Genomic DNA, 12,506 nt, shown 5'->3' with positions numbered 1-12,506 from the left:
CCGTGTGCCGGAAGCGGTGTGGGCCGGTGACACGTGTTTTATTAAAATGGGTGAAAGCACCGGAAAAGAAAAAACGTATATAGGCATAGTGACCTATTACAAACGAAGATAAGCATTCTGGGGTGGAAATACCTTTAATCAGGCGACGAGATTAATACCGGCTAAAAGCACTCAGGATTCGGTCGGGCAGCTTACCTTCTTTGCTGCTCGTCAGATAGTCCTGATAACTGCAGGACACCAGACGGTTACGGGCTTCCCCGCGGTAGGTCTCCGTGGGTACCTGGACCCACCAGCGGCTACTCCGCGGCGACCGCCAAAAGGTAAGCCGGCCGGCCAGGGTGGTGTCCACGACGTACTCCGCCATGCCGGTAAGGGATACCGGAAAATCCTTCACCCTCCGGCTGAGGCCGTGGAGGAAATACCATGCGAGCTGCGCGTAGGCCGCTGCAGTGAGCTGACGACCGTCTTGATTCGGGTGTTCCAAGTCAAAGCCATAAAGCCCGAAGGAGGCAAGGCGATCGCTGTTTCCGGCATAATAGCAGAGCTGACTGGCCTCCTGCAGGGAAAAGCCGGATGGGTGATGACCTCCCTGCGCCGGGGCTTCCGACCACTGAATCGCCCCAAGGCCAAGCGCGAAAAGGTCGGCGTCGCGTATCGCTGGTTCCAGATCCGCCAGGTTCGCGCGTGACTGACCAAGGGGGTAGTTTTCGAAGTGGCGGGCGGCAAAAAGGTACTCGAGTCCCGGGTCTACCAGATGTCGCTGAGAGCCGGCGTGGGAAAGGTGGAAAACGGGGGGGGCTTCCCGGTAGATGGCTGCATCAAGCGCACGGTCCGGACCTAATTCACCCGAGGAGCGCAGGTTTACCCGCTGATCGACGGCAAAAATGCCTACTTGTCGATTGAGTTCACCGAAGGCCAAGTACTGGGCACTGAGCATCCGGTCTTGGTCCCCCAACAGGATGGGGACAATACCGGCTGAGTAAAGTTCGCGGAGCAGCGGAATGGTGAAGTCGATCGTTTGCTTACGGAGGTTTCCAAGGTCTACGAGGTCCAGACCTCCGAAATCCCAGTAGTGGCTGTATAGGTGATGGCGCACTGCATCGGCGGTGGCTGCATTCACTCCGATCAGGGCCACCCGCGTGGTCGGCGAGGGGTCGGCAGTTAGGTGACCGGCAACCGAGGCGGGGCCGAAAGTGGTGGGATCGAGGGGGCTTGAGGATAACCAGGTGCTGTACATAGGCAGGGGCCAACAAAGGTAGCAAGAGAAGGTAATTATAAAAAGAATGGTCATTTGCTGAACAACTGCTACCTTTGACAAATGAACTAGAAGTTAACCGAAAATCGGCAATTTGCCGCGTACCATATCACTTCGAATCACTACCGGCATGCCGGACCACCACCCATCAAACTAATTTCTAGAATCATTTCCATGAAAATTCTTAGCCTTTTAATCTTCTGCCTGTGCTTCAGCTTGGGTGGAGTCATTCATGCGCAGGGCACGCCAATGCCTACCACCGATGATGCTACTTCCACTGTCCAGGAAGGGGAAATGCAAGCTCCCGTAAATAAGCGAGACCAGAACTCAATGCTGGAAGTCGGGATTTCACCGGTCTATTCCTGGCTCTCGAGCGACGTGACCTCAAAGGGGGGGTATGGTGCCGGTCTGCACGTGAGAAAGTCTCTCGATCACCTGTTCTCCCTGCGTCTGGATGCGCTCTACGCCAGAAGCAAGGGCGATGACGGCAGGGCACAGAGCGACGGCAACCGCCGGTTTGATACCGACTGGTACAGTGGAACCGCCTATGGCGTAGTGACGCTTAACAACTTCACCTTTAAGGGCGACATTCGCAACGTCAACGTGTACATGATGGCCGGTGCCGGATTCAACTTTTTTGGCAACGAGTTTCAGTGCAACAGAGAAACCGGCAACCGCTACGGCTGCGATGGAACCAACCGTCCCTTTGCCGAAAACCGCAATGGGGTAGTCGACAAATCCTTCCAGACCCACGCTGCCTTCGGAACGGGCATCAACTTCCGCATTAACCCCCGCTTCAACATCGGCGTCGAATACCAGGCACTCGTACCGCTGGGCAAGCGTGCCGACATTGTCGATGGCTATGATGCCAGCGATTTCCGTGACGTGCAGAACATCGCCGGAGTTTCCCTCAATTTCAACCTGGGCAATCCCGAACGCAAGACCGAACCTCGCTACTGGACCAACGCCTTCACTCCCGTCAAGGAGGACATTGCAATGATCAACCGTCGCGTCGACGAAGCCACCATGGACGATGACGGTGATGGCATCGTAAACTCAATCGACCAGGAGAATGACACCCCTAGTGGAGTACCGGTTGACAGCCGGGGACGTACTCTCGACAGCGACAAGGACGGTGTACCCGATTACCGGGATCTCGAACCCTTCTTCCCTCCCCGCGAAGGCGAAGTGGTTAATGCCGACGGTGTAGTTACCGAACGGATTGACGCTCCGCTTACCGAAGGTGAGATTCAGGCGCTCATCGATTCGAGCCTCGATCGCTTCCGGCAGGACACCATCTTCCAGCGTAACGGCAGCACCTATCTGCCCACGATCTACTTCCCGCTGAACTCGGCCGAAGTGAAGTACGATGATTACGGTATGCTGGCTGGCGTTGCCCGCGTAGTGAAGGGCAACCCGAACATGAAGGTCGTTGTACGCGGGTACACGGACCGGACCGGCACCACCGACCGAAACCTTAACCTGTCCTACCGCCGTGCTCTAAATGTGGTTGATCACCTGGTTACCGTACACGGGGTGAACCGCGACCAACTGGTACTGCAGTACCGTGGTGAAGACGAAGCCATCGTGCCGCTTGACCGCAGCCTGGTGAACCGTCGCGTGGAATTCCTCACCGGAATCAATGGTGCTCAGGAAGACCCTGCCCCCGAAGGCATGGAGATGGATCGTAACTAGGCGGACCACTCCAATCGGTTAATCGAAAGCGCCCCCCGACCGTCGGTCGGGGGGCGCTTTCGATTGTGCTTCAGTTAGAAAATTCTCTACCTTTCGGCGGTGAAGCCCATACAGTGTTTGTTCATTGCCCTATCTCTCCTATCCGTACGGCAGGTCTCGGCCCAGGTGCACCAGGACCTGTCGGGCAGTTGGACTGGATTGCTCCTGCAAAACGAAGGCGGTTTTTCCGATCGCTTTGAACTGTATTTCGACATCGAGCAGATTGGAATTAGCCTGAGGGGAACGGCCTTTGTCAAACTCGGGGCACTGGAGGCCGAAATGAAGCTAAGTGGCTACCAAACTGCGAGTGGCAGTTGGCGCATCACGGAGACGGAGATCCTGCGCAACAACAAGGCTGGACTCGCCGTAGCGTGGTGTATGAAGGAGTATGAGTTGTGGGTAGATTACCAAAAAGACGCCCTGGTGCTCACCGGCCCCTGGTGGGGTAGTAGCGAATACGGCCCCTGTGTGCCGGGCTCCATCACGCTAAAACGTCGCGTGAAAGTTGCTTCACTGTTCTTCCGCCGCCAAAACCCCGTTGATATCGAGGCGCATCGCCATATCCATCACGGTTACTACGCCCTCCACGGGGGCTTCGCGATCGGGGGCAATGAGCATGCTGTATCCCCGTCCGGCCTGCTGTTGTAACCGTCCTTCCAGTTCAGACTGACTGATCCGGCGGTCGTTGAAGAAGAAACCTCCCGTAGCGTCGATGCGTACTTCGTCTAAACGATCCGTGGCCGGAGCGGCCGGTGTATCGGAGCGACCGGGCAACTTTAGATTTAGGGCGTTGGGGGCCACGACCGTAGAGGTGAGCATGAAGAAAATAAGCAGCAAGAAGATGATGTCGGTCAGGGACGACATATTAAATTCCGCGCTTACTTTCGATCGTTTCTTTAGGGCCATAGCTGCTGGATCGTTTATCCCTGTATGGGTTGAGTGGCGATGATCGCCCGGGCCCGTCGCTGAGCCGCCAGGTTCATGATCGGCGTGATGCGGCTAAACGGAACTCCGGTCTCCGCCACGATGGTCACGGTCGCATCCTTCTGATTGTTGGTTTGCTCCAGGGCATCGCTGAGGGCCGCGAGCACGGACGCTTCCGTGACGGTGATGTTGTTGACGCGCAGCGCGCCGGATTTCTCTAGTTCCACTACGATGTTCGTAGGGGCGACGGTCTGGCTATCGGACTTTGGTAAATCAAAGGGCCGGATCTGTACGAAGTTAGAGGTGAGCATAAAGAAGATGAGCAACAAGAAGATGATGTCAGTCAGGGACGACATATTGAACTGCGCGTTGGCCTTATTCGATCGTTTTAATCCCATGTTCTTGCTGTTGTAAGTTTCAATGCCCCTCTCAATTGACGGTAGTGGCCTTAGCCGGGCTCCTGGAGCAAATCCATAAACTCTGTCGTGGATCGCTCCATTTTGTAGACGACCCGTTCTACCTGGGCAACCAGCAAGTTGTAGCCTACGAAGGCCAGGATACCGATAAACAGTCCGGCGGCGGTGGTCAGAAGGGCCGAGTAGATGCCCCCGGCGAGCACGTCGGGTGTAATGTTCTGGGCGTTGGACATCTCATAAAACGCATTGATCATACCGGTTACGGTACCGAAAAAGCCGATCATGGGTGCGGCACCGGCAATACTGGCCAGCGTACTGAGGCCCTTTTCCAACCGAAACACTTCGAGATTACCGACGTTCTCCACGGCTGCATCGATGTCCCTCAACGGGCGCCCGATCCGCTGTAAACCCTTATCTACCATGCGGGCTACGGGACTGTCGGTCGTTGTGCACAGGGCACGTGCATTGGCCATGTTGCCGGAAGAAATCTCCCGGCGGATCCGCTCCATAAAGCCTTCGTCATCGGAGCCGGCCGCCTTGATGGTGATGTAGCGTTCCGAAAATATGTAGAGGCCAATGATGAACAGCAGGAGCAGGATACCCACGATTATCATGGTGAGGATACCGGACTCGAGCAGGACGTCGAATAAGCTCTCGGCTTCCATGGCCGGTGGCACGACGGGGTCCAGGTTAAGATCGCCCTGCGCCTGCAGGAGTAAAATAAGGTGATTCAGAAACATCAGGGTTGCTTTAGCGCTTGCTTAACGTCGCCCGGACGCGGGATATGTCGAGCGAGTGGCTGCAAATGTAAAAAACTTGCGACGCCCCCCGCGAAGATCCTTCAATTTGGTGGGGCACGGCGGTGCGGATCGCGGCAAATTTCAACCATCAACAGACGTACCGGTTAATAATCCGATCCCGTGTTACTTCCGGGCTTCTAACTTTACCGCATGGATACCTTGATTACTGTCGGACAGCTGGTCCTTAGCCTTTCCATTTTGATCGTGCTGCACGAGTTCGGTCACTTTATTCCGGCCCGCCTCTTCGGTACGCGTGTAGAAAAGTTCTACCTCTTTTTCGATCCGGGTTTCAGCCTGTTTAAAAAACAGATTGGCGAGACCGAATACGGCATCGGGTGGCTGCCCCTCGGGGGATACGTAAAGATCAGCGGCATGATCGATGAGAGTTTCGACAAGGAGCAAATGGACCAACCCGCCCAACCCTGGGAATTTCGGTCTAAGCCAGCCTGGCAGCGACTCATCATCATGCTGGGAGGCGTTACGGTCAATTTCATCCTCGGATTTTTCATCTACGCCATGGTGCTGTTCGGCTACGGCGAGGAGTACTTTCCGGCGGACAACATCACTGCCGGGATTGCCGTGGACAGCCTTGGCCAGGAGATCGGGCTGCAAAACGGCGACAAGATCATTCGCGTCGGCGACGTCCCCTTCGAGCGATTTAACGATCGAATCGTGTTGCGTGAAATTGCCATCAACAACGCCCGGCAAATCGAGGTCAATCGCAACGATCAACCAACGACTGTGGAAGTCGACCCGAAGTGGGTAGATCTGTTGACCCGTTACGAGAACAAGAATTCCCGGCTATTTACGGCCCGCATGCCCTTCGTGGTCGGCATAGTCCAGAAGGGAGGACCGGCGGATGAGGCCGGATTGCTCATCGAAGACCGGATCGTCAGCGTCGACGGAACTCCTACCCCCTTCTTCGATCAATACACCGAGGCGGTTCGGGGTCGCGGAGGGGAGACCGTAGTCCTTGGCGTCAGAAAAAAGGACCAGGAGGACGTTCGTGAGGTTTCCGTAACGCTTACTGAAGCGGGACAGCTGCTGGTTGCCGCCGCCGGCCCTGATTACTTCTACGATACGGAGCGTCAGGAATACTCCTTCGCTGAATCCATTCCCGCTGGTGTCAATCAGGGGGTGAACTTCCTCAGCGACCAGTTCAAGGCCTTCGGGCAGATGTTTGCCGGTAACATCAAGGTGACCGAGAGCCTGGGAGGCTTCGCCAGCATCGGATCCATGTTCGGCAAAACTTGGAACTGGGAACGGTTCTGGTACATGACCGCTTCCCTGTCGCTCATCCTGGCCTTCATGAACTTACTCCCCATCCCGGCGCTGGACGGGGGACACGTTATGTTCCTGCTCTACGAAGTTGTAAGCGGTCGTAAGCCGAGCGATACCTTCATGGAACGCGCTACGATGGTCGGATTTGTGATTGTACTCGGTCTGGTGGTATTAGCTAACGGCCTGGACATTTGGCGCTGGATCAACGGATAATGACGGATTACTTCTCCTTCTTCGGGCTCCGGCCCTCCCCCACCCTCGACCGGGCGGCACTGAAAAAAGCATTTTACTCCAACAGTAAACGGTTTCATCCCGACTTCCACACCCTGGAAGCCGCCGGGGTGCAGGACGAAGTGCTCGAACAAAGTACCATTAACAACCAGGGGTACCGCATCCTTTCGGACGACGACCAGCGGCTACGGCACCTACTGGAACTGAAACAGGTACTCGGTCCCGAGGGATCTAACCAGGTGCCCCAGGACTTTCTGCTCGAGATCATGGAAGTGAACGAAGCCCTGATGGAACTGGACTTCGAGGATGATCCTAGCGTGCGCGTAAAGGTCACCGGCCTGATCGATCAACTGGAGGCCGATTTGGATCGGGAAGTTGGGCCGATCATGGAAAATTACGACGACGATACCGTGACGGAGGCAGAGTTGGAGGCCCTCAAAGACTACTACCTAAAACGGAGATACCTGCTGCGCCTGCGGGAGAAAATTTAATACATGCTCATCTTATTATCCCCCGCCAAGACCCTGGATATGTCGCCGGTGGAGGTGGGGGCGACCCAACCCCGACTACTGGAAGATTCCGAAAAACTGATAAAGTCGCTCCGCCGAAAGTCCAAGCGGGCACTGGCCAACCTTATGTCCATCAGCGATACGTTGGCGGAGGAAAATTTGCTACGCTTTCAGGAATTTTCGCTCCCCTTTACGCGGGAGAATGCCAAACCCGCCGGATTAGCCTTTTGGGGGGACGTCTATCGGGAACTGGACGCGCGGGAATTTAGCCCACAGGAGTTTGAATTCGCCAACCGGCAAATCAGGATTCTGTCTGGACTGTACGGACTCCTGCGACCCAGCGATTTAATGCAGGCTTACCGCCTGGAAATGGGCACCCGGCTTCCGACCCGGCGGGGAAAGGACCTTTACTCCTTCTGGGGCGACCGGATCACTAAGCTGGTCAATGCCGATTTAGCCGGTGATCCTTCCCGGCTCGTGGTGAACCTCGCAAGTCAGGAATACTCCCGCAGCCTGCAGCCCGACCGGATCGAAGGGCGCCTGCTTACTATTCACTTTAAGGAGATGCGGGACGAGAAGTACAAAGTCATCGCCTTCAACGCAAAGCGGGCGAGGGGCAAAATGGCTCGACTCATCACCCTGGAAGGAATCACCGATGCCGAACCCCTGCGGGACCTCGACGTGAACGGGTACCTCTACAATGCCGAGATGAGCACGGAAAACGACTGGGTGTACACCCGTAGTTAGTCCGCCACTTCTTCCCAGTACGCCAGCAACTGCTGCGCGCGGTGTGCCGTAGTGTGCGCCTCGAGGACGCGCTGCCGGGCGCAGTTGCCAACCTTACGCCGGACGGACTCTTCCGTACCGTAGAGCACGTCCAAAACGTCCTGTTCGGTTTCCACGCAGAAGAGTTCCCGCGTAGATTCGAAAAAATCACTGAGTCCGGACCACTCGCGGGTGAGTACCGGCACGCCGCAGGCCGCCGCCGCAAGCAATTGGCGGGAAGGTGTGTAACCTAATCTACGGCGATCGTCGTGACCGAGGATAAGGGTGCAGGATTGGCGATTGTAAAAGTCAACGTGATTGGTATCCGGAAGGTGCTCCAAGTACGTCAGGTTCTGCGGCCAGGCGTGACCGGCCGGATAGCCATCTCCGGCCAGGATGAATTGACGATTGGGAGTGGTACGGGCCGGCGAAAGCAATAGTGCGTCAATCAAGGCGGTCCGCTCCGATTTGAAATTTCCGATGAATCCAAGATCATAGGATTTATCGATATCCATACGGTAATATGAAAAGGGATCGATGCTCTCGTACAGCGGCCGTGCGCACCTAATTCCGTACGTATGGGCCAGGCTCTCCAGGGCCGGACCACCGGTTGTGGATAAGTAGAGGTTGAAGGATCGGATCACATCGCGCGACAAACAGGTATCGCAGGGGATACCGGCAGCCAGGCTACTGGTGGTGCGGGCCAGATCGGCGTCGTAGTATATCGTGATTCCCCGAGCTTCTTCGATGATCCAGTTGGCGATGCGGTCCGACTGGGGGATTCCTGAACCCAGCATAACCAGATCGGCCGACTGAATCGCGGGAAGGTATTCTTCCAGTAGGATTTCCACGTCGCTGTACGTCCATACTTCGCAGTAGGGCGAGCGCAGAAGATCGCGGCGGGCGACGCTGTTCGGGTCAACGGGCTCAAGGAAGGTGGTTCGGTGACCGTGGTGCGCCAATTCATTGATCAGCCCCCGGTACAGTTCCGCCGTCGGGTTGGCGTAGCTGCTCAGGATCGAGCGTCCGATAATAACAAGATCGAGGGTATTGCTGGCAAAACTCACGGTCCGAAGGTACGCAGATTTGCCATCCACGCCGCGTCTACATTAACTTTCAACCTAGGAATAAGCAATGTAGCGGACCTATTGCGATTCAGAGAAAATGGCACGCCGGGACCATATATTTTAACACTTTTAAATATATTGTGCACGTCCCGTTATTTAATGCGGCGTCTTTCTGAAAAATTAGGTTACACCTTACCCTATCTATGAACAATAGTTTACGCTCCTTACTTGGGGTGGCGGCATGCGTGTTGTTTACCGGCTTACTATTCGCCCAGCAACACCGCCAGCCGGATTCCCCCGAGCGACACTCCACTCCCGTACGCGCGGGTCAACTCATTCCCACTACCCTTCCTGACGGTACCACGGTTCACCTGAATTTACAGGAGGTCAACGTCATGTCGGCCGATTTGACCCGGGCGGCACCCGATATTTATACCTTTCGGGTGGCGAACGAGGGACTCCGCGGAGCCGTCACCCTGGCTGATACGCAAGTTCTCGGCGACATCGAATACCGGGGCGAGTGGCTCTCCCTGCGTCGCACTAGCCTTCCGGGCCAGGATTTGACGCTTCGTGCGGTGGCCCATGCAACGCCAATCGAGGAGGGTGCCGATCAACGTACGTGTGCTACGGAAACACTTTCCTCCCCTACCCCGCTTGGTACCCTGCTGAGTAAATCTCGTTCCTCTACGTTGAACAATACGAACGGAAAGTTCAAACGCACCTATCGTCTGGCAGTAGCGGCGACCGGGGAGTTCTATGCGGGAAACGGCGCGAACGTAGCGCAGGCACGCGCAACCATCGTACAAACCGTTTCTTTCCTTAATTTAATCTTTGAAAACGACCTAGCCGTCACCTTTACCCTCGTCGACCCGAAAATCTACGAGGATCCGGATACGGACCCCTTTCAACCCGATCAGATGGGCGGCGACCGTCGGGTCAACCAGGCCGCTGAGGTCATCGCCGATAATTTTCCGGACGCCTCCTATGACGTCGGAATGGTGTTTCACCAGTGGGCAAGTGATGGCGGCTGGAACAGCGGCGGCTCGGCCTATGTGGGCGTCCTGTGTGACAACGATCTGATTCCAAAGGCTTATGGCTCGTCTACCCCCAACGAACCAGATGGTAAGGACGGACCCTACAAAGCCGGCGGATGGAGCGGATCGTACAGCAACACCTCTATCGGTTGGAAACGAATGGTTAGTCACGAATTAGCCCACATGCTGGGTGGTACCCATACCTTTAACGGAGCGGGTACCAACTGTACGTCGGCAAATATTTCCGGGTCCTCGGCGGTAGAGATCGGTAGCGGTACGACCCTGCTGAGCTACGCCAACCTCTGTAACTCAGCGTACAACGTCCCTTACGATCCGGTGACCAGTAGTTACTTCCATCAGTTCTCTATCGCACAGATGCTGGCCTACCTGGAGCAGAAAGCCTGCGCCCAGGAGACCAACAGCAATAATTCTCCACCGCAGGTGAACGCCAACCCCTGCAGTGCGAACACCACCATTCCAAGCGGCACCCCCTTTCTCCTGCGCGGATCGGCCTCCGATACGGACGTCGACGACCGACTGACGTATTCGTGGGAACAAATCGACGAAGACGGCGCCGGTACCGTTTCTCAGGGAGCGACCCTTAATGAAGCTGGGCTGGACAACCTTACCGCTGGCATGAGCGAGGTTGCACCGCTCTTCCGCTCCTACCCCGCCTCAACGGACCCCGTCCGGCGCTTTCCTAGTAATCCCTCCGGCCAATCGACCGAGTTCGAGGTACTCCCCGAAGTAGCCCGCGTAATGACGTTCGCCCTGACGGTCCGCGATAACCATCCGGGAGCCGGGGGCATGGCAACGGAATCCGTGACCGTAAACGTCGACCAGAGCGGCCCGCTCGTGTTTCATGGTCCCGCCTCGACCGCCCCCCTGGTTCCGGGCGAAGCATATACCTTTTCCTGGGACCCGAACGGCTCCGAAGATCTCTGCGGGCAGGTCACCGTTGAGATGGCCCTGAACGACTCCGACATTTATGCCTACTCACTGGGCACCGTGGCCTATGCGGACGGAACGGCCAACCTACAGATCCCCGCGGGGGTACCGACGACGGATCGGCTGCGGTTTCGGCTCATCTGTTCCGACACGCCGTGTCAGACATTTTATGCCGTGGACCGGAACCTGCGTGAAGTATACAATGAGAATTGTACAGCCTCCGCGACCAACATCTACCCCCAGGAGTATATTTCGGCGGAAGTAGGCAGTCGCGACACCGAGCTTGAACTCAGCACGGTTGGTGAAACGGTGGATCAGCTATCGATAAGCGGGAATTTAGGTGAGCAGTACACCGGCTACGCCTACCGGCGGGGTAAGGAACTGTACAGTGGCTGCACTAAGGTTGCGATCGATCTTCCGGTCGACCACCATACCATCGTTCCCTCCGAAAGTGGGGACTTCCGATTTGCGGTCACTTCCCGTCGCGAATACCTTGGCATAACGATCTATGAGGAAAGCTTCGATCCGGAAAATGGCTGCGCGACGTGGATCAATTCGATGTTCGGCAATGGAATCTATCACCACGACGTGATTGCCCCCCTGGTCGCGGGCAAGAAATATGTACTAACCGTCTCTACGTACGATAAGAATCACCCGGTCCGTGATGAGAATCCCCTGGACTACTCCATCCAGGTAGTAGGAAGCCCCGAGGGAAACAAGTGGATTCAGGACCTCGCGCCCGCCCCCGGTTACGACTACACCTACCTTGCCGTAGCGCAGGAGGAAGGGGAAGACATCAGGGCGGTGAGCTCGACCGCGGATTTCTCGCTGCTCACGGCGGGCAACTATCGGGTTTACGGCATCGCGTACCCGGTTTCTACTAAGCCCAGGGGCTGGGTGGGTAACAAATTGACTACGGTGGTGATGGATGATGCCGGAGGCTGCCGGCGCTTGAGCGACAATTCCCGCTCCATGAGCCTGGTCGGTGCCCAGGCCGTCGTTCCGGTTGAATGGTTATCCTTCACCGGCACGCCCCGCTCCGGAGGTATTGGGTTGCACTGGTCAGTAGCCTCGGAGACGCAAAATGACTATTTCGACGTCCAGCGATCGTCCGACGGTAAGCAGTGGCAGGATATCGGCCGGGTATCCGGCGCGGGCTCCAGCAATCAGCTGGCTACCTACCGTCACCTCGATTCCCAACCTGTATCCGGCACCAATCTGTACCGGCTTCGCCAGGTGGACTACGACGGCAGTAACCACTTTTCGTCGGTGATCACCGTCGCCTGGACGGTAGTCCACCAATCCGGACTCGCCGTGTATCCGAATCCCTTTGTCGATTACTTCGACGTGCTGCCGTCGACCACCACGACCGGCCTACCGATACTCTACGATGCCCAGGGGCGTGACCTCTCTTCATCGATCGGCGTCGAGTCCGGTCCGAAACGGACCCGGATTACGACAGCTGGACTACCGGCCGGACTGTACCTGCTCCACTACGGGGAGGAGACCCTGCGCGTGATAAAGAGGTAGCCCGGCGCTTAC

General features: G+C 56.5%; 10 protein-coding genes. 5 read left to right on the top strand and 5 right to left on the bottom strand.

The genetic code is table 11. From position 1 onward, the window contains the following. Positions 1–151: 151 nt before the first annotated feature. Positions 152–1,237 carry an arginase family protein gene (locus GGR28_RS00860; protein WP_183493828.1) on the bottom strand — a complete coding sequence of 362 codons (1,086 nt, stop codon included), beginning with the start codon at positions 1,235–1,237 and terminating at the stop codon, positions 152–154. Positions 1,238–1,429: 192 nt separating this feature from the next. Between GGR28_RS00860 and GGR28_RS00855 the strand changes: the two genes are divergently transcribed. Then, complete coding sequence (locus GGR28_RS00855) at positions 1,430–2,950, top strand: OmpA family protein (RefSeq protein ID WP_183493827.1); 1,521 nt, start codon at positions 1,430–1,432, stop codon at positions 2,948–2,950. Between the two features lie 549 nt (positions 2,951–3,499). Here the strand turns inward: GGR28_RS00855 and GGR28_RS00850 are convergent. Genes GGR28_RS00850 through GGR28_RS00840 form a run of 3 tightly spaced genes read right to left on the bottom strand, consistent with a single transcriptional unit; the run spans position 3,500 to position 5,069 of the window. Beyond that, a complete protein-coding gene (locus GGR28_RS00850) occupies positions 3,500–3,895 on the bottom strand; it encodes an ExbD/TolR family protein (protein WP_183493826.1) in 396 nt (131 codons plus the stop codon). Positions 3,896–3,909: 14 nt separating this feature from the next. Beyond that, entirely contained in the window at positions 3,910–4,311 is a 402-nt protein-coding gene (locus tag GGR28_RS00845) for an ExbD/TolR family protein (protein WP_183493825.1), read from the bottom strand. Positions 4,312–4,361: 50 nt separating this feature from the next. Next, positions 4,362–5,069, bottom strand: coding sequence for a MotA/TolQ/ExbB proton channel family protein (locus GGR28_RS00840; RefSeq protein WP_221233759.1), 708 nt, complete (start codon positions 5,067–5,069; stop codon positions 4,362–4,364). Positions 5,070–5,279: 210 nt separating this feature from the next. Here GGR28_RS00840 and rseP point away from each other — a divergent pair, with 210 nt between their 5' ends. The 3 genes from rseP to yaaA are packed head-to-tail and all read left to right on the top strand — an operon-like array spanning position 5,280 to position 7,897. Continuing rightward, entirely contained in the window at positions 5,280–6,623 is a 1,344-nt protein-coding gene (gene rseP, locus GGR28_RS00835; protein WP_183493824.1) for an RIP metalloprotease RseP, read from the top strand. After that, positions 6,623–7,132 (top strand): iron-sulfur cluster co-chaperone HscB C-terminal domain-containing protein, encoded by a 510-nt coding sequence (locus tag GGR28_RS00830; protein ID WP_183493823.1) that lies wholly within the window; start codon positions 6,623–6,625, stop codon positions 7,130–7,132. The genes rseP and GGR28_RS00830 overlap by 1 nt, the downstream gene beginning before the upstream one ends. Positions 7,133–7,135: 3 nt before the next feature. Then, positions 7,136–7,897: a peroxide stress protein YaaA gene (yaaA, locus tag GGR28_RS00825; protein WP_183493822.1), complete on the top strand. Its 762-nt coding sequence runs from the start codon at positions 7,136–7,138 to the stop codon at positions 7,895–7,897. On the opposite strand, the gene GGR28_RS19265 is transcribed toward yaaA, so the two are convergent. Beyond that, complete coding sequence (locus GGR28_RS19265; RefSeq protein ID WP_183493821.1) at positions 7,894–8,982, bottom strand: CgeB family protein; 1,089 nt, start codon at positions 8,980–8,982, stop codon at positions 7,894–7,896. The genes yaaA and GGR28_RS19265 overlap by 4 nt on opposite strands. Before the next feature lie 203 nt (positions 8,983–9,185). On the opposite strand from GGR28_RS19265, the gene GGR28_RS00815 reads away from it, so the two are divergent. Beyond that, positions 9,186–12,494: a zinc-dependent metalloprotease gene (locus tag GGR28_RS00815; RefSeq protein ID WP_183493820.1), complete on the top strand. Its 3,309-nt coding sequence runs from the start codon at positions 9,186–9,188 to the stop codon at positions 12,492–12,494. Positions 12,495–12,506: the final 12 nt, after the last annotated feature.

Source organism: Neolewinella aquimaris (assembly GCF_014197245.1).
In the GTDB taxonomy this organism is placed as follows: Bacteria; Bacteroidota; Bacteroidia; order Chitinophagales; family Saprospiraceae; genus Neolewinella; species Neolewinella aquimaris.
This window is presented reverse-complemented; position numbering and strand designations above follow the sequence as displayed.

Excerpts from the sequence above, each read along its gene's own strand:
- GGR28_RS00850 (WP_183493826.1), bottom strand. The coding sequence starts at position 3,895 with ATGGCCCTAAAGAAACGATCGAAAGTAAGCGCGGAATTTAATATGTCG.
- GGR28_RS00815 (WP_183493820.1), top strand. The coding sequence starts at position 9,186 with ATGAACAATAGTTTACGCTCCTTACTTGGGGTGGCGGCATGCGTGTTG.
- rseP (WP_183493824.1), top strand. The coding sequence starts at position 5,280 with ATGGATACCTTGATTACTGTCGGACAGCTGGTCCTTAGCCTTTCCATT.
- GGR28_RS00830 (WP_183493823.1), top strand. The coding sequence starts at position 6,623 with ATGACGGATTACTTCTCCTTCTTCGGGCTCCGGCCCTCCCCCACCCTC.
- yaaA (WP_183493822.1), top strand. The coding sequence starts at position 7,136 with ATGCTCATCTTATTATCCCCCGCCAAGACCCTGGATATGTCGCCGGTG.
- GGR28_RS00840 (WP_221233759.1), bottom strand. The coding sequence starts at position 5,069 with ATGTTTCTGAATCACCTTATTTTACTCCTGCAGGCGCAGGGCGATCTT.
- GGR28_RS00845 (WP_183493825.1), bottom strand. The coding sequence starts at position 4,311 with ATGGGATTAAAACGATCGAATAAGGCCAACGCGCAGTTCAATATGTCG.
- GGR28_RS00860 (WP_183493828.1), bottom strand. The coding sequence starts at position 1,237 with ATGTACAGCACCTGGTTATCCTCAAGCCCCCTCGATCCCACCACTTTC.
- GGR28_RS00855 (WP_183493827.1), top strand. The coding sequence starts at position 1,430 with ATGAAAATTCTTAGCCTTTTAATCTTCTGCCTGTGCTTCAGCTTGGGT.